At 50.8% G+C, this 17,388-nt stretch carries 14 protein-coding genes, 1 tRNA gene and 3 rRNA genes; 13 read left to right on the forward strand and 5 right to left on the reverse strand.

Annotated elements, in window-relative coordinates:
* The first annotated feature begins 189 nt into the window (after positions 1-189).
* The 10 genes from accB to ABVN36_RS06740 all read left to right on the forward strand — a co-directional run bounded on the left by accB (position 190) and on the right by ABVN36_RS06740 (position 10,096).
* Entirely contained in the window at positions 190-660 is a 471-nt protein-coding gene (accB, locus tag ABVN36_RS06695) for an acetyl-CoA carboxylase biotin carboxyl carrier protein (RefSeq protein ID WP_000354626.1), read from the forward strand.
* A gap of 10 nt (positions 661-670) precedes the next feature.
* Positions 671-2,020 (forward strand): acetyl-CoA carboxylase biotin carboxylase subunit, encoded by a 1,350-nt coding sequence (gene accC / locus ABVN36_RS06700; RefSeq protein ID WP_000884627.1) that lies wholly within the window; start codon positions 671-673, stop codon positions 2,018-2,020.
* Positions 2,021-2,128: 108 nt separating this feature from the next.
* Complete coding sequence (locus tag ABVN36_RS06705) at positions 2,129-2,371, forward strand: YhdT family protein (RefSeq protein ID WP_000340018.1); 243 nt, start codon at positions 2,129-2,131, stop codon at positions 2,369-2,371.
* Entirely contained in the window at positions 2,361-3,812 is a 1,452-nt protein-coding gene (gene panF, locus ABVN36_RS06710) for a sodium/pantothenate symporter (RefSeq protein ID WP_001175684.1), read from the forward strand. The genes ABVN36_RS06705 and panF overlap by 11 nt, the downstream gene beginning before the upstream one ends.
* 11 nt (positions 3,813-3,823) lie before the next feature.
* Positions 3,824-4,705 carry a 50S ribosomal protein L11 methyltransferase gene (gene prmA / locus ABVN36_RS06715; protein WP_001145849.1) on the forward strand — a complete coding sequence of 294 codons (882 nt, stop codon included), beginning with the start codon at positions 3,824-3,826 and terminating at the stop codon, positions 4,703-4,705.
* Positions 4,706-5,365: 660 nt separating this feature from the next.
* Positions 5,366-6,331, forward strand: a complete 966-nt coding sequence (dusB, locus tag ABVN36_RS06720) for a tRNA dihydrouridine synthase DusB (RefSeq protein ID WP_001219664.1) — start codon at positions 5,366-5,368, stop codon at positions 6,329-6,331.
* Positions 6,332-6,356: 25 nt separating this feature from the next.
* Positions 6,357-6,653: a DNA-binding transcriptional regulator Fis gene (gene fis / locus ABVN36_RS06725; protein ID WP_000462905.1), complete on the forward strand. Its 297-nt coding sequence runs from the start codon at positions 6,357-6,359 to the stop codon at positions 6,651-6,653.
* An 85-nt stretch (positions 6,654-6,738) separates the two neighbouring features.
* Positions 6,739-7,623, forward strand: a complete 885-nt coding sequence (gene yhdJ / locus ABVN36_RS06730) for an adenine-specific DNA-methyltransferase (protein WP_000642611.1) — start codon at positions 6,739-6,741, stop codon at positions 7,621-7,623.
* Between the two features lie 82 nt (positions 7,624-7,705).
* Positions 7,706-7,870 (forward strand): DUF2556 family protein, encoded by a 165-nt coding sequence (locus ABVN36_RS06735; RefSeq protein ID WP_000620015.1) that lies wholly within the window; start codon positions 7,706-7,708, stop codon positions 7,868-7,870.
* 150 nt (positions 7,871-8,020) lie between these two features.
* The gene (locus tag ABVN36_RS06740) at positions 8,021-10,096 is read left to right on the forward strand and encodes a bifunctional diguanylate cyclase/phosphodiesterase (RefSeq protein WP_033903555.1); all 2,076 of its coding nucleotides are present in this window, start codon (positions 8,021-8,023) and stop codon (positions 10,094-10,096) included.
* 26 nt (positions 10,097-10,122) lie between these two features.
* Here the strand turns inward: ABVN36_RS06740 and envR are convergent, their stop codons facing one another.
* Positions 10,123-10,785 (reverse strand): acrEF/envCD operon transcriptional regulator, encoded by a 663-nt coding sequence (gene envR / locus ABVN36_RS06745; protein ID WP_001085725.1) that lies wholly within the window; start codon positions 10,783-10,785, stop codon positions 10,123-10,125.
* Positions 10,786-11,198: 413 nt separating this feature from the next.
* On the opposite strand from envR, the gene ABVN36_RS06750 reads away from it, so the two are divergent.
* The 3 genes from ABVN36_RS06750 to ABVN36_RS06760 all read left to right on the forward strand — a co-directional run bounded on the left by ABVN36_RS06750 (position 11,199) and on the right by ABVN36_RS06760 (position 15,940).
* Complete coding sequence (locus tag ABVN36_RS06750; RefSeq protein WP_000160383.1) at positions 11,199-12,356, forward strand: efflux RND transporter periplasmic adaptor subunit; 1,158 nt, start codon at positions 11,199-11,201, stop codon at positions 12,354-12,356.
* A gap of 11 nt (positions 12,357-12,367) precedes the next feature.
* Complete coding sequence (locus ABVN36_RS06755) at positions 12,368-15,481, forward strand: efflux RND transporter permease subunit (protein ID WP_001273283.1); 3,114 nt, start codon at positions 12,368-12,370, stop codon at positions 15,479-15,481.
* A gap of 237 nt (positions 15,482-15,718) precedes the next feature.
* On the forward strand, positions 15,719-15,940 hold the full coding sequence (locus ABVN36_RS06760) for a membrane protein (RefSeq protein ID WP_000825645.1): 222 nt from the start codon (positions 15,719-15,721) through the stop codon (positions 15,938-15,940).
* 788 nt (positions 15,941-16,728) lie between these two features.
* On the opposite strand, the gene rrf (ABVN36_RS06765) is transcribed toward ABVN36_RS06760, so the two are convergent.
* From rrf (ABVN36_RS06765) to ABVN36_RS06780, 4 genes are all read right to left on the reverse strand, one after another.
* Positions 16,729-16,844: ribosomal RNA gene (rrf, locus tag ABVN36_RS06765) — 5S ribosomal RNA — on the reverse strand.
* 39 nt (positions 16,845-16,883) lie between these two features.
* Positions 16,884-16,959 (reverse strand) — tRNA-Thr (locus ABVN36_RS06770).
* A 14-nt stretch (positions 16,960-16,973) separates the two neighbouring features.
* A 5S ribosomal RNA gene (rrf, locus tag ABVN36_RS06775) occupies positions 16,974-17,089 on the reverse strand.
* 196 nt (positions 17,090-17,285) lie between these two features.
* Positions 17,286-17,388: ribosomal RNA gene (locus ABVN36_RS06780) — 23S ribosomal RNA — on the reverse strand; the annotation flags it as partial.

Raw genomic sequence — 17,388 nt, forward strand, 5'->3', positions numbered from 1 at the left:
TTGCCCGAAAATGGCAGAAGATAGCCACACAATGACTGGCAAATCATGAATTTCACCTTCGGGTGCTACGGCATAACAGGCAAATCAAAGATGCGCGGTATTTTACCCGCGGCAGTCATTCACATGCTTTACAGACGGCGCTAAAACGCCTGTCACAATCACACTAAACAAAGAGTACGGAACCCACTCATGGATATTCGTAAGATTAAAAAACTGATCGAGCTGGTTGAAGAATCAGGTATCTCCGAACTGGAAATTTCTGAAGGCGAAGAATCTGTTCGCATCAGCCGCACAACGGCAAACGCCGGTTTTCCGGTGATGCAGCAGGCTTATGCGGCGCCGATGATGCAGCAACCCGCTCTGTCTAACGCTGTCGCGCCAGCGGCTACTCCAGCAATGGAAGCGCCTGCCGCAGCGGAAATCAGTGGTCACATCGTACGCTCCCCAATGGTTGGTACTTTCTACCGCACCCCAAGCCCGGACGCGAAAGCGTTCATCGAAGTGGGCCAGAAAGTGAACGTGGGCGATACCCTGTGCATCGTTGAAGCCATGAAAATGATGAACCAGATCGAAGCAGACAAAGCAGGTACTGTGAAAGCGATTCTGGTCGAAAGTGGTCAACCGGTAGAATTTGACGAGCCACTGGTCGTCATCGAGTAACGAGGCGAACATGTTGGATAAAATTGTCATCGCCAACCGCGGCGAGATCGCACTACGTATTCTTCGAGCCTGTAAAGAACTCGGCATCAAGACCGTCGCTGTGCACTCAAGCGCGGATCGCGATTTAAAACACGTATTGCTGGCGGATGAGACGGTCTGTATTGGCCCGGCACCGTCCGTAAAAAGTTATCTGAACATCCCGGCTATCATTAGCGCCGCTGAAATCACCGGCGCGGTGGCAATCCACCCGGGTTACGGCTTCCTTTCTGAGAACGCCAATTTTGCCGAGCAGGTTGAACGCTCCGGCTTTATCTTTATCGGCCCGAAAGCGGACACCATCCGCCTGATGGGTGATAAAGTGTCCGCGATTACCGCGATGAAAAAAGCGGGCGTGCCGACCGTACCAGGATCTGACGGCCCGCTGGGCGACGATATGAATGCGAACCGCGCTCATGCCAAACGTATTGGCTATCCGGTGATCATCAAAGCGTCCGGCGGCGGCGGCGGCCGCGGTATGCGCGTGGTTCGTAGCGATGCTGAACTGGCGCAGTCCATCTCCATGACCAAAGCGGAAGCGAAAGCGGCTTTCAGCAACGACATGGTATACATGGAAAAATACCTGGAAAATCCACGCCACATCGAAATTCAGGTGCTGGCGGACGGCCAGGGCAACGCTATCTATCTGGCGGAACGCGACTGTTCCATGCAGCGTCGCCACCAGAAAGTGGTTGAAGAAGCCCCGGCGCCAGGCATTACGCCGGAACTGCGTCGCTATATCGGCGAACGCTGCGCGAAAGCGTGCGTAGACATCGGCTATCGCGGCGCAGGGACGTTCGAATTCCTGTTCGAAAACGGCGAGTTCTATTTCATCGAAATGAACACCCGTATTCAGGTTGAACACCCGGTGACTGAAATGATTACCGGCGTCGATTTGATCAAAGAGCAGTTGCGCATCGCGGCGGGTCAGCCGCTGTCGATCACACAGGACGAAGTTGTCGTTCGAGGCCATGCGGTAGAATGCCGTATCAATGCCGAAGATCCGAACACCTTCCTGCCAAGCCCTGGCAAAATCACGCGCTTCCATGCGCCTGGCGGCTTTGGCGTTCGCTGGGAATCTCATATCTACGCGGGCTACACGGTGCCGCCGTACTATGATTCCATGATCGGCAAGCTCATCTGCTACGGTGAAAACCGCGACGTGGCGATTGCCCGTATGAAAAATGCCCTGCAGGAACTGATTATCGATGGTATCAAAACCAATATCGATCTGCAGACCCGCATCATGAATGACGAGCACTTCCAGCACGGTGGAACCAACATCCACTATCTGGAGAAAAAACTCGGTCTTCAGGAAAAGTAATCGCACGTTAATCTCAAAAGGCCGGTGAATCCGGCCTTTTTTATTTCTGGGGATAGCGATGCCCCATCATGTACAATTCCCGCTTTCTTCACCCATAAGGGACAAAAAATGGACGCTCGTTTTGTTCAGGCCCATAAAGAGGCGCGCTGGGCGCTGTGGCTGACCCTTTGCTATCTGGCGGCATGGTTAGTGGCTGCTTACTTACCTGGAGACTCGCCGGGAATTACCGGTCTGCCGCACTGGTTCGAAATGGCCTGCTTATTGACGCCGCTGGTCTTTATTTTGCTGTGCTGGGCGATGGTGAAATTCATTTATCGCGATATTTCGCTGGAGGATGACGATGCAGCTTGAGGTCATTCTACCGCTGGTAGCCTATCTGATCGTGGTCTTCGGGGTCTCGATTTACGCTATGCGCAAGCGTACCGCCGGCACTTTTTTAAACGAATATTTTCTTGGCAGCCGTTCGATGGGCGGGATCGTGCTCGCGATGACGCTTACCGCCACCTATATTAGCGCCAGTTCATTTATCGGCGGTCCCGGCGCGGCTTATAAATACGGTCTGGGCTGGGTCTTGCTGGCGATGATCCAGCTTCCCGCCGTCTGGCTTTCACTGGGTATTCTGGGTAAAAAATTCGCTATCCTGGCGCGTCGCTATAATGCCGTCACGCTTAACGATATGCTATTCGCGCGTTACCAAAGCCGCCTGCTGGTGTGGTTGGCAAGCCTGAGTTTATTGGTCGCGTTTATTGGCGCAATGACCGTACAATTTATCGGCGGCGCGCGACTGCTGGAAACCGCGGCGGGAATTCCCTACGAAACCGGCCTGCTAATATTTGGCGTCAGTATCGCACTCTATACGGCGTTTGGCGGCTTTCGCGCCAGCGTACTTAACGATACGCTACAGGGCCTGGTGATGCTGGTCGGCACGATAGTGCTGCTGGTGGGCGTGGTGCATGCGGCGGGCGGTCTAAGTCAGGCCGTTGACACGCTGCACGCTCTCGACCCCAAACTGGTAACGCCGCAGGGCGCCGATGACATACTTTCTCCCGCCTTTATGACCTCTTTTTGGGTACTGGTCTGTTTTGGTGTGATTGGCCTGCCGCATACGGCGGTGCGCTGCATCTCCTATAAAGACAGTAAAGCGGTACACCGGGGCATTATTATCGGTACGATTGTCGTGGCGATTTTAATGTTCGGGATGCACCTTGCCGGCGCGCTGGGTCGCGCGGTGCTTCCGGATCTGACGGTGCCGGATCTGGTGATCCCAACGCTAATGGTGAAAGTTTTGCCGCCGTTTGCCGCCGGGATCTTCCTCGCTGCGCCAATGGCGGCGATCATGTCAACAATTAACGCCCAACTGCTGCAAAGTTCCGCGACGATCATTAAAGATCTCTATCTCAACCTGCGCCCCGATCAGATGCAAAATGAGATCCGGCTGAAGCGTATGTCGGCAGCGATTACATTACTGCTAGGCGCGCTGTTGCTGCTGGCAGCATGGAAACCGCCAGAGATGATCATTTGGCTCAACCTGCTGGCGTTTGGCGGCCTGGAAGCGGTGTTCTTATGGCCGCTGGTATTGGGTCTTTACTGGGAGCGGGCAAACGCGGCAGGCGCATTAAGCGCCATGATCGTGGGCGGCGTGCTATATGCCCTGCTTGCCACATTTAATATTCAGTACCTGGGCTTTCATCCGATTGTGCCCGCGTTACTGTTAAGTTTATTGGCTTTTCTGATCGGAAACCGATTCGGCTCTTCCGCTTCGCAAGCCACCGTATTGTCTACTGATAAATAAAGAGTTTTGCCATGCCATGGATCCAATTGAAACTGAATACCACCGGCGCGAATGCTGAAGAGCTGAGTGATGCGCTGATGGAAGCGGGCGCCGTTTCCATTACCTTTCAGGATACGCACGATACGCCGGTTTTTGAGCCGTTGCCGGGCGAAACCCGTCTGTGGGGCGATACCGATGTGATCGGTCTGTTCGACGCCGAAACCGACATGAAAGACGTTGTCGCGATTCTGGAGCAACATCCGCTGCTGGGTGCCGGATTTGCCCATAAAATCGAACAACTGGAAGATAAAGACTGGGAACGCGAATGGATGGATAATTTCCATCCGATGCGTTTTGGCGAGCGTCTGTGGATTTGTCCCAGCTGGCGTGACATTCCGGACGAGAATGCCGTCAACGTGATGCTCGACCCGGGACTGGCGTTCGGTACGGGTACGCACCCCACCACCTCTTTATGTCTGCAATGGCTGGACGGGCTCGATCTCAACGGCAAAACCGTGATCGACTTTGGCTGCGGTTCAGGCATTCTGGCGATTGCCGCGCTGAAGCTGGGAGCAGCAAAGGCGATTGGTATTGATATCGATCCGCAAGCTATTCAGGCCAGCCGCGATAATGCCGAACGCAACGGCGTGTCTGATCGGCTGGAGCTGTACCTGCCGAAAGACCAGCCAGAAGCCATGAAAGCCGACGTGGTCGTCGCTAACATCCTGGCAGGCCCATTACGCGAACTGGCCCCGTTAATCAGCGTACTGCCCGTTGAGGGCGGTCTGCTGGGGCTTTCAGGTATTCTCGCCAGCCAGGCGGAAAGCGTCTGTGATGCTTACGCCGAGCTTTTCACTCTCGACCCGGTCGTCGAAAAAGAAGAGTGGTGCCGCATTACTGGCCGTAAAAAATAATTCTTGTCAGCGTGGTCGCCCGGCCACGCTTTTCTCCACACAACTGCCTGAACACCTTTCTGTCACCGAGACATCATTAAATTCATCAAATAAATGCCTGAAATGACCTCTTTGTCACTATCCATCTGGATAAACAGCTGCTACCAGCGGACAAAAGGTACTGGCGTTTTAACGGGTCGCAGCCATCGTCCTCGTGCTTAGTAATGCTGTCCGGGTTGTTCTGCTGCATCCGCTAACCCTCTCTTCAACGCAGCTGGAAAAATTTATCCGTGCCGTTCATGAACACAAAAGCGCGTCTGTGCGCCCCCTTCCGACTGACAATGGAGAAAAATCACGCGCAGCGGGAAGTGATCTTGTCCTGAAACGAGACGGCGATCCCATTCATTTGGGGTAATTAGCTTATAAAAAAAGCAGATTATTCCGCTTATCTTGTTTCTGGACGAAGAAATAGAGAGAAGTTACGGGAATTTGTAAGCGCGTACAAAACCGCCGACAATAAATAACCCTATGATTTTACTGAATTATAAATTTATTTTGCTGTTTTTAAGCACGATTCATTGATCTACAACAGTGGATTGTTCAAAGTTTGGCCTTTCATCTCGTGCAAAAAATGCGTAATATACGCCGCCTTGCAGTCACAGTATGGTCATTTCTTAACTCATGCGCATCGGACAATATCAGCTCAGAAATCGCCTGATCGCAGCGCCCATGGCTGGCATTACTGACAGACCTTTCCGGACGCTGTGCTATGAGATGGGAGCAGGATTGACAGTATCCGAGATGATGTCTTCTAACCCGCAAGTGTGGGAAAGCGATAAATCTCGTTTACGGATGGTGCACGTTGATGAGCCAGGAATTCGCACGGTGCAAATTGCCGGTAGCGATCCTGTTGAGATGGCCGATGCCGCACGTATTAACGTGGAAAGCGGCGCCCAGATTATTGATATCAATATGGGGTGCCCGGCGAAGAAAGTGAATCGTAAGCTGGCAGGTTCAGCCCTCTTGCAGTACCCGGATTTAGTGAAGTCTATACTCATCGGGGTCGTAAACGCAGTGGACGTTCCTGTGACTCTCAAGATTCGCACCGGCTGGGCGCCGGAACACCGTAACTGCGTAGAGATTGCCCAACTGGCTGAAGATTGTGGTATTCAGGCTCTGACCATCCATGGCCGCACCCGCGCCTGTTTGTTCAACGGAGAAGCTGAATACGACAGTATTCGGGCAGTTAAGCAGAAAGTTTCCATTCCGATTATCGCGAATGGCGACATTACTAACCCGCATAAAGCCAGAGCTGTTCTCGACTATACAGGGGCGGATGCCCTGATGATAGGCCGCGCAGCTCAGGGAAGACCCTGGATCTTTCGGGAAATCCAGCATTATCTGGACACTGGGGAGCTGCTTCCGCCGCTGCCGCTGGCAGAGGTAAAGCGCTTGCTTTGCACGCATGTTCGGGAACTGCATGACTTTTACGGTCAGGCAAAAGGGTACCGAATCGCGCGTAAACACGTCTCCTGGTATCTCCAGGAGCACGCTCCAGACGACCAGTTTCGGCGCACATTCAACGCTATTGAGGACGCCAGCGAACAGCTGGAGGCGTTGGAGGCATACTTCGAAAATTTTGCGTAAACAGAAATAAAGAGCTGACAGAACTATGTTCGAACAACGCGTAAATTCTGACGTACTGACCGTTTCTACCGTTAACTCTCAGGATCAGGTAACCCAAAAACCCCTGCGTGACTCGGTTAAACAGGCACTGAAGAACTATTTTGCTCAACTGAATGGTCAGGACGTTAATGACCTGTATGAGCTGGTACTGGCTGAAGTAGAACAGCCCCTGTTGGACATGGTGATGCAATACACCCGTGGTAACCAGACCCGTGCTGCTCTGATGATGGGCATCAACCGTGGTACGCTGCGTAAAAAATTAAAAAAATACGGCATGAACTAATTTCGATTAGCTAACTGCTTGTTTAAAAAGGCGCTACTCGGCATGGGGAAGCGCCTTTTTTATACGCATCACATGGAATTTGGTCATGAAAGCGGAATGTGAACCTCAGTACTTTGGCGATGAATCGAAGAAGATTATTCACGGTGACGCGCTAACAGAACTTAAAAAACTGCCTTCTGAAAGCATTGACTTAATTTTTGCCGATCCGCCTTACAATATCGGAAAAGATTTCGACGGTATGGTGGAATCCTGGGACGAAGCGTCTTTTCTGGCCTGGCTGTATGAATGCATTGATGAGTGCCACCGCGTACTGAAGAAACACGGCACCATGTACATCATGAATAGCACAGAAAATATGCCGTATATCGATCTCAAATGCCGAACGCTTTTTACCATCAAAAGCCGTATCGTCTGGTCCTATGATAGTTCCGGGGTGCAGGCGAAAAAATACTTTGGTTCTATGTATGAACCGATCCTGATGATGGTAAAGAACCCGAAAAGCTATACCTTTAATCGTGACGCGATTCTGGTCGAAACCACTACGGGCGCTAAGCGCGCGCTAATCGATTATCGAAAAAACCCGCCCCAACCATACAATCAGAAAAAAGTGCCGGGCAACGTCTGGTCATTTCCTCGCGTACGTTATCTGATGGATGAATATGAAAACCATCCTACGCAAAAGCCCAGCGCGCTGTTAAAACGGATCATACTGGCCTCTTCTAACCCGAGCGATACCGTATTGGACCCTTTCGCGGGCAGTTTCACCACAGGCGCTGTCGCAGCGGCGTCAGGTCGTAAGTTTATCGGTATTGAACTCAATAATGAGTACGTAAAAATGGGGCTCAGAAGATTGAGCGTCACTTCGCATTATTCAGAAAATGAACTTGCAAAAGTCAAAAAGAGAAAAACACAAAACCTGTCCAAAAAGCAGCGAAATGTCGGGATAAACGCGCTATCTTCAGAGAAGTAAAAGCATTGTAAGTCCGCTTTTCAGCGTCAAAATTTCATGTATATTCCCAGCACGCATGGACATGAATACACAGGATTTGACGATGATACGTAAGTATTGGTGGCTGGTTGTTTTTGCCGTCTCCGTTTTTCTTTTTGATGCGCTTTTGATGCAATGGATCGAATTGATGGCGACTGAACAGGATAAGTGCCGAAACATGGATTCGGTTAACCCTCTTAAATTGATCAATTGTACCGATCTGGAGTAGCGAACCGGGCGATTTAACCTATGATTATTTATCACCCGGATTTCTTTTATCCCTTATAAAAACAGGGAATTAAAACACGTTGAGGATAAAAGAAGGGGTGATACTGTCTCGTCCTGTTCTTTTCCTGCATAACCAATGAGCTAATGATACATGCCGGTTAGTGAGTACAACCACATCCTTGTGGCGGTTTCATTTGCTGTCGCTATTTTTGCGTCCTATACCGCATTAAATATGGCCGGACGCGTAGCCGGAAGCGCCCGATCAAACGCCAGAATATGGCTAATGGGCGGCGGCTTCGCGCTGGGCGTCGGTATTTGGGCGATGCATTTTGTCGGGATGCTGGCGATGGATCACGCGATGAACATGCGCTTCGATCCGTTCCTCACCGGCCTCTCCATGCTGATCGCGATCGGCTCCTCCCTGTTTGCGCTATGGCTGGTTAGCGCTGAAAAACTGCGCCTGCGCCGTTTACTACCGGGCGCGCTGGTGATGGGACTGGGCATCAGCGCAATGCATTATACCGGGATGGCGGCGCTGCAATTTGCTTCCATTATCGTCTGGAATAGCGCGTGGGTTGCCCTCTTTATCATTATCGCGCTACTGGCGTCCTGCGCCGCGCTGTGGCTCACGTTCCGCCTGCGTCATGAGGGAACAGATGTCGCCCTGAGGCGAGCAGGCGCCGCGGTATTAATGGGGATAGCTATCGCCGGCATGCATTACGCCGGCATGAAGGCCGCACACTTTCCCCAAAACTGGCCGATGGAGCATCGTGGCGTCGATAGCAACTGGCTGGCTGTTCTTGTCAGCGTGGTCGCGCTGACTATCCTGGGTATTACTCTGCTGGTTTCTTTATTTGACGCCCGGCTTCAGGCCCGTACCGCACTACTTGCCTCTTCGCTGGCGCAGGCGAACCAGGAACTGGCGCAGTTGGCGCTGCATGATACGCTCACCCGTTTACCAAACCGGGTACTTCTTGAGGATCGTCTGGAACAGGCCATCAGCAAAGCGAATCGGGAAGGCACGTCTTTCGCGCTACTGTTTATGGATCTGGATGGCTTTAAAGCCGTTAATGACGCTTATGGTCATGATATCGGCGATAAGCTACTGGTGGCGGTCACGCATCGTCTGAACCAACCACTGAGCGGGCAGTTTACCCTGGCGCGGATTGGCGGCGACGAATTTGTGCTGCTTGCAGAAGTCAGCGCGCCTGACGAAGCGGCTTCCCTTGCCAGCGCGCTGGTACATTCGATAGATGCGCCCTTTACGATAGATCCGTACGAACTGGTCGTCACCCTTAGCGTGGGAATAGCGCTCTATCCGCTGGACGGAAAAAACGAACGGGAACTGATGTTCAACGCCGATGCCGCAATGTACCACACGAAACATACGGGGCGTAACGGATACCATTTCTTTCAGCCATCAATGAATATGCTGGCGCAAACCCAACTTCAGCTAATGAATGACCTGTGGCTGGCGCTGGAAAGACAAGAACTCAGGCTAGTGTATCAGCCTAAATTTCAGGCCCCTGCCGGCCCCATTGTAGGATTTGAGGCCCTGTTGCGCTGGTATCATCCAAAACAAGGCGTACTGAATCCTGACCAGTTTTTACCGCTGGCGGAAAAAACGGGTCTTATCGTCACTATCGGTAGCTGGGTGATAGACGAGGCGTGTCGACAGCTCCGCGAGTGGCACTTACAGGGATACGCCTTATGGTCAGTGGCGGTAAATCTGTCCGCCTTACAATTTGAGCAGCCCGGGCTTGTGGACACCATTACGCGGAGCCTGGCCCGACACAGTATCCGTCCCGATTTATTGATTCTGGAAATCACCGAAACCACGGCGATGAACAAGCCAGAGCAAAGCGTCGCTATACTCACCAGATTAACGGAAATGGGGGTTAAGGCCTCTATTGACGACTTTGGCACCGGTTATTCCAGCCTTCTCTATCTGAAACGTCTTCCGGCGTGCGAACTAAAAATTGATCGCGCTTTCGTACATGAACTCAGCGAGGCAGGCGACGGCGCGACCATTGTTGCGGCTATTGTCGCGCTGGCGAAAGCGTTAAATCTGCAAATTGTGGCAGAAGGGGTAGAAAATGAAACGCAGCAACAATTTTTGACCCAGTTAGGATGCCATACGCTTCAGGGGTTCCTGCTTGGCAAGCCGCGTACGGCAGAGGAAATTGCTCGCGATATTCGGGACCCTGCCAATATATTCACAAGGTAAATATATAATATCAACTCAAAATAATCTCAGGCTTCTTCCGCCTGTTGTTCATTTGGCATTAATTGCCTCACACTGCCATCCGGGCTTAGCATTTTTAATACATTATCGACTAATGCAGGCGCCTGCTTATAAAGATCATAACTTGTGGGATTCATTAACCAGTTCTTTACTATTCCGCTAAAACTACCATGCAGAATAATTAATATGACATCCAGATCAAGACTGCCTGAGATCAGCTTTTTATCCATACATCGCTGTAATACTTCAAGCAGCGACTGATGATGGAAACCCATCTTCTCCCGAATGGCCTGTTCCGATATCATACCATTATGGAATTCACATTTATGATATAAAATCTGCATTAATGCCTGCTGACGAGGCACTGCCGCAATATATTGTAAGGCTGCAATAAATTTCTCTCGTAGATCCTGTAAAGGATTATCATTCCAGCATCCCGTAAGCCTATCCTGAATAAGTTCGCGTAAAGGTGGTTGCTGTAACCAAACCTCATTAAACAACTGCGTTTTATTCTCAAAGTGCCAGTAGATGGCGCCCCGCGTGACATCAGCGGCATCAGCGATATCATTCAGCGTCGTGTTGGCAACGCCGCGCAAAGCGAACTGCGCAATAGCGGTTTCAATCAAGTGTTGCCGCGTTTTAAGCGCATCCGCCTTCGTTTTCTTCGCCATAATTAAGATATCCTGGACCATAAAAACGATAAATACGCTGATAAAATACTCAGCACAAAAAACAACTTTACCATGTCCTTTTTAGTCAGACGAGAGACAGCTATTTTTATTTCGCACAATATCGCCAAATCAATAATAAAAACAAATAAATTAATAAAACATATTCATATAAAATATATATTTCTATTTATGTTATTCAACATCATGATTTTACTAATCGGGACATTATGAAACGACAGGGAATAGTTCTTTTTTTTTGCTTTTATGTGCCGTGAACCCCATCCCAAAATAAGTATTGCTTACATCACAAGCTAATAATTTGTAGGATACCCCACTGCTATTCTATTTTTCGCGCGTTAACGCCTTACCGTTATCCGGTGAATAACGAGCTTTCGGTTTTTTAAGGAACAGTAATGACGAAACATGCCAGGTTTTCACTCCTGCCCTCATTCATCATATTCTCTGCTGCGCTGCTGGCCGGTTGTAATGACCAGGGAGATACCCAGGCTCATGCCGGCGAGCCGCAAGTCACCGTCCATGTGGTCGAAACAGCGCCGCTAGCCGTAACGACCGAACTTCCCGGACGTACGTCCGCATTTCGCATTGCGGAGGTTCGCCCCCAGGTGAGCGGGATCGTGCTTAAAAGAAACTTCACCGAAGGTAGCGATGTAGAGGCCGGACAGTCGCTTTATCAGATCGATCCTGCCACTTATCAGGCCGATTATGACAGCGCTAAAGGCGAACTTGCTAAAAGCGAAGCGGCTGCGGCTATCGCGCACCTGACGGTCAAACGCTATGTTCCACTGGTCGGCACAAAATATATCAGCCAACAGGAATATGATCAGGCGATTGCCGACGCCCGCCAGGCCGATGCCGCCGTTGTGGCGGCAAAAGCCGCTGTTGAAAGCGCGCGTATTAACCTTGCGTATACCAAAGTCACCTCACCCATCAGCGGCCGTATAGGAAAATCTAATGTGACTGAAGGCGCGCTGGTGACTAATGGTCAGTCAACTGAACTGGCTACCGTGCAACAACTCGATCCGATTTATGTCGACGTGACGCAATCAAGCAACGACTTTATGCGACTCAAGCAATCCGTCGAACAAGGTAACCTGCATAAAGACAGCGCCAGTAGCACGGTTCAACTGGTAATGGAAAATGGTCAGGTCTACCCGATTAAAGGCACGCTGCAATTTTCCGACGTTACCGTAGATGAAAGCACCGGCTCTATCACGCTCAGGGCGGTGTTCCCTAACCCGCAACACAGTCTGCTTCCCGGTATGTTTGTTCGCGCCCGCATTGATGAAGGCGTCCAGCCCAATGCCATCCTTGTCCCCCAGCAGGGCGTAACCCGCACGCCGCGCGGCGACGCAATGGTGATGGTGGTTAACGATAAAAGCCAGGTCGAAGCCCGCAATGTCGTGGCGGCGCAGGCTATTGGCGATAAATGGCTCATCAGCGAAGGGTTAAAACCGGGCGATAAGGTCATCGTCAGCGGCTTACAAAAAGCGCGACCGGGCGTCCAGGTGAAAGCCACTACCGATGCTCCTGCAGCGAAAACGGCGCAATAAGGTAACCGTACATGGCAAACTTTTTTATTAGACGTCCTATTTTCGCCTGGGTTCTGGCCATTATCCTGATGATGGCTGGCGCACTGGCAATAATGCAACTTCCCGTTGCACAGTATCCAACCATTGCGCCGCCAGCGGTTTCTATTTCTGCAACCTATCCTGGCGCGGATGCGCAGACGGTACAGGATACGGTTACTCAGGTTATCGAACAAAATATGAACGGTATCGATAACCTGATGTATATGTCCTCTACCAGCGACTCTGCTGGTAGCGTGACCATCACCCTGACCTTCCAGTCCGGAACCGATCCGGATATCGCGCAGGTTCAGGTGCAAAATAAATTGCAGCTCGCCACGCCTTTACTGCCGCAAGAAGTCCAGCAGCAGGGGATTAGCGTTGAAAAGTCCAGCAGCAGCTTTTTGATGGTCGCCGGGTTCGTCTCGGATAATCCGAACACTACCCAGGACGACATCTCTGACTATGTCGCCTCTAACATTAAGGATTCTATCAGCCGTCTTAATGGTGTGGGCGACGTTCAGCTATTTGGCGCACAGTACGCCATGCGTATCTGGCTGGATGCGAATCTGCTAAATAAATACCAGCTCACGCCAGTTGACGTCATCAACCAGTTAAAAGTACAGAACGACCAGATTGCGGCAGGCCAACTGGGCGGTACGCCAGCATTACCGGGCCAGCAGCTTAACGCCTCAATCATCGCCCAAACGCGTCTGAAAGATCCGGAAGAGTTCGGCAAAGTTACGTTGCGTGTCAATACCGACGGTTCTGTCGTCCATCTCAAAGATGTCGCGCGTATTGAGCTTGGCGGTGAAAACTATAACGTTGTAGCGCGCATTAACGGTAAACCGGCCTCCGGTCTCGGTATTAAACTGGCGACCGGCGCTAACGCGCTGGATACCGCAACCGCAATCAAAGCGAAACTGGCGGAACTGCAGCCTTTCTTCCCTCAGGGAATGAAGGTGGTTTATCCTTATGACACAACGCCCTTCGTAAAAATATCTATCCACGAAGTGGTAAAAACGCTGTTTGAAGCGATTATTCTGGTGTTCCTGGTAATGTATCTGTTCTTACAGAATATCCGGGCAACCCTGATTCCTACCATCGCTGTTCCTGTCGTGTTGCTAGGCACTTTTGCGGTACTCGCCGCCTTTGGCTATTCCATCAATACTCTGACGATGTTTGGTATGGTACTGGCGATAGGGCTGTTGGTTGACGATGCGATAGTGGTCGTAGAAAACGTTGAACGTGTAATGATGGAGGATAACCTTTCTCCCCGAGAGGCGACGGAAAAATCCATGTCGCAGATTCAGGGAGCGCTGGTTGGTATCGCGATGGTACTGTCTGCGGTATTTATCCCGATGGCCTTTTTTGGCGGCTCGACCGGGGCAATTTATCGCCAGTTCTCTATTACTATTGTTTCAGCAATGGCGCTATCCGTTCTGGTTGCGTTGATTCTGACGCCAGCACTGTGCGCTACGCTGCTTAAACCCGTATCTGCTGAACATCACGAGAAAAAAAGCGGCTTCTTTGGCTGGTTCAATACCAGGTTTGACCACAGCGTTAACCACTATACTAACAGCGTAAGCGGCATCGTGCGTAATACGGGTCGCTATCTCATTATCTATCTGCTTATTGTAGTCGGAATGGCGGTTCTGTTTTTACGCCTCCCGACCTCCTTCCTGCCGGAAGAAGATCAGGGGGTATTCCTGACCATGATTCAGCTCCCCTCTGGCGCTACGCAAGAACGTACGCAGAAAGTGCTGGATCAAGTCACTCATTACTACCTGAATAATGAAAAAGCGAACGTCGAAAGCGTGTTTACCGTAAACGGCTTTAGCTTTAGCGGTCAGGGACAAAACTCAGGGATGGCATTTGTTAGCCTTAAACCCTGGGAAGAGCGTAACGGTGAAGAAAATAGCGTCGAAGCCGTTATCGCCAGAGCGACACGCGCCTTCAGCCAGATTCGCGACGGGTTGGTGTTCCCCTTCAACATGCCGGCAATTGTCGAGTTAGGTACCGCGACAGGTTTCGACTTTGAACTGATTGATCAGGGAGGGCTCGGTCACGATGCGTTAACGAAAGCGCGTAATCAACTCCTGGGTATGGTCGCGAAGCATCCTGATCTATTAGTGCGCGTACGCCCGAACGGGCTCGAAGACACGCCACAGTTCAAGCTGGATGTCGATCAAGAAAAAGCGCAGGCGCTCGGTGTTTCGCTGTCTGATATCAACGAAACCATCTCCGCGGCGTTGGGCGGCTATTACGTTAACGACTTTATCGATCGCGGACGAGTGAAAAAAGTATACGTTCAGGCTGACGCTCAGTTCCGTATGCTGCCGGGAGATATCAACAATCTTTATGTACGCAGCGCCAATGGCGAGATGGTGCCCTTCTCTACCTTTAGCTCAGCACGGTGGATTTATGGTTCGCCACGCCTGGAACGCTATAACGGGATGCCGTCAATGGAACTGCTCGGTGAAGCAGCGCCCGGACGAAGTACCGGTGAAGCCATGTCGTTAATGGAAAACCTGGCTTCACAGCTGCCAAACGGTATTGGCTATGACTGGACAGGTATGTCGTATCAGGAACGGTTGTCAGGTAACCAGGCGCCGGCGCTGTACGCAATCTCACTCATTGTCGTTTTCCTCTGCCTTGCCGCTCTGTATGAAAGCTGGTCAATTCCGTTCTCGGTAATGCTGGTCGTACCGCTCGGCGTGGTTGGCGCTCTGCTTGCAGCGTCATTGCGCGGTCTGAACAATGACGTTTACTTCCAGGTTGGCTTGTTAACCACTATTGGCCTTTCTGCTAAAAACGCCATCCTGATTGTCGAGTTCGCCAAAGATCTCATGGAAAAAGAAGGACGTGGATTGATTGAAGCGACGCTGGAAGCATCCCGTATGCGTTTACGTCCTATTCTAATGACCTCGCTGGCCTTTATTCTCGGGGTAATGCCGTTAGTTATCAGTCGTGGCGCAGGTAGTGGTGCACAGAACGCAGTAGGCACAGGGGTTATGGGGGGAATGTTAACCGCAACCTTATTAGCTATCTTCTTCGTGCCAGTATTCTTCGTTGTTGTAAAACGCCGATTTAATCGCCATCATGATTAACCGGTAAACAGAGGCGTCTTCGGACGCCTTTTTAAACGGTACGTCTTTATCTCCGCTATTCCCCCCTCTCCGCTTACCTCTGCATTCTCCATAGTTTTTACAATTCACATGAATTGAGATGATTCCTCATGTCGGCCATTTTTTCTGTGGTGGTAAAATAACTCTCGTTTTCGCAGCGGTTAGAGCCAGCATTTACGTTGCTGTACTTCGCGAAACGCTGATTAATGAGGTAACACCATGAAAAGACTAATTCCAGTTGCATTGCTTACCACCTTATTGGCAGGTTGTGCACATGATTCTCCCTGCGTACCGGTTTATGACGATCAAGGGCGGCTGGTTCATACCAATACATGTATGAAAGGTACTACGCAGGATAACTGGGAGACAGCAGGCGCTATTGCTGGCGGCGCTGCGGCGGTAGCAGGGTTGACGATGGGTATCATTGCGCTTTCTAAATGATACATGCAGGCGCGGCAATGCCGCGCTTTCAGTAATAATATAAAGGTCGTAAGGATACTCAGCGACGTAATCTATTCAGCCTATCCCCCGAAAGTTAACACGATAAAACGCTCTCTTTTCTTACTCGCCCATCCCGATGGTATTTATTCTATTTCTTGTCCGATGCAGACAAAATTGTAGCTTGATAGCATCGTAAGCCGCATTACAAACAGGCTTTATATAGTAAAGTAAGACTTAGAGCGTGGTCATTAGGCGTAATTATTACAGACAGTCTGGATATAAACCGGAGCATACACGTAATACATGAGGATTTTGAGCACTGCCCCAGGGCCAAACTGGCAAATAAAATAGCCTAATGGGCCAGATTCTTAGTCCTCAGCGAATATCTCTATTGCTTATTAGAGGCGTAAGTAAAAGCCGTTTGTACATCTACTTCAGCACGGTTCACATTCGATGGTTCAGGCGGATATATGGCGGGAAATCACGTTTACTAAAACGGTTTTTATCCACTCTACGAAGATGTTTAAAACGCGTCGGCGCCATTAACCGATAACTTTTTCCATAGAGAGATAAATGCAAAAAGGCCCAATCTTTCGATTGAGCCTTTTGCTTTATTTGATGTCTGGCAGTTTATGGCGGGCGTCCTGCCCGCCACCCTCCGGGCCGTTGCTGCGCAACGTTCAAATCCGCTCCCGGCGGATTTGTCCTCCTCAGGAGAGTACTCACCGACAAACAACAGATAAAACAAAAGGCCCAGTCTTTCGACTGAGCCTTTTGTTTTATTTGATGTCTGGCAGTTCCCTACTCTCGCATGGGGAGACCCCACACTACCATCGGCGCTACGGCGTTTCACTTCTGAGTTCGGCATGGGGTCAGGTGGGACCACCGCGCTACTGCCGCCAGACAAATTCTTTTTCAAATACCGAACTTTAACCGTATTAAGTGGTGCTGATACCCAGAGTCGAACTGGGGACCTCACCCTTACCAAGGGTGCGCTCTACCAACTGAGCCATATCAGCACACTAAATTTGATGCCTGGCAGTTCCCTACTCTCGCATGGGGAGACCCCACACTACCATCGGCGCTACGGCGTTTCACTTCTGAGTTCGGCATGGGGTCAGGTGGGACCACCGCGCTACGGCCGCCAGGCAAATTCTTTGTGCTCTGTCCTGTGTCTTTTACACTGATACGGCGTTGGCTGCTCTTGCGAGCGTCAGTCACATACTTCTGTATGCTCCTTCCGTCGCTGCGTTTGCCGCCTTGTCTCAGCGTAAAATCCTTCGGACTCTGAATCTGAGCTGAAAATTGTTGTCTTCTCAATCCGCCAAAACATCTTCGGCGTTGTAAGGTTAAGCCTCACGGTTCATTAGTACCGGTTAGCTCAACGCATCGCTGCGCTTACACACCCGGCCTATCAACGTCGTCGTCTTCAACGTTCCTTCAGGAGA

The organism is Salmonella sp. SJTUF15581 (assembly GCF_043356775.1).
GTDB lineage: Bacteria > Pseudomonadota > Gammaproteobacteria > Enterobacterales > Enterobacteriaceae > Salmonella > Salmonella enterica.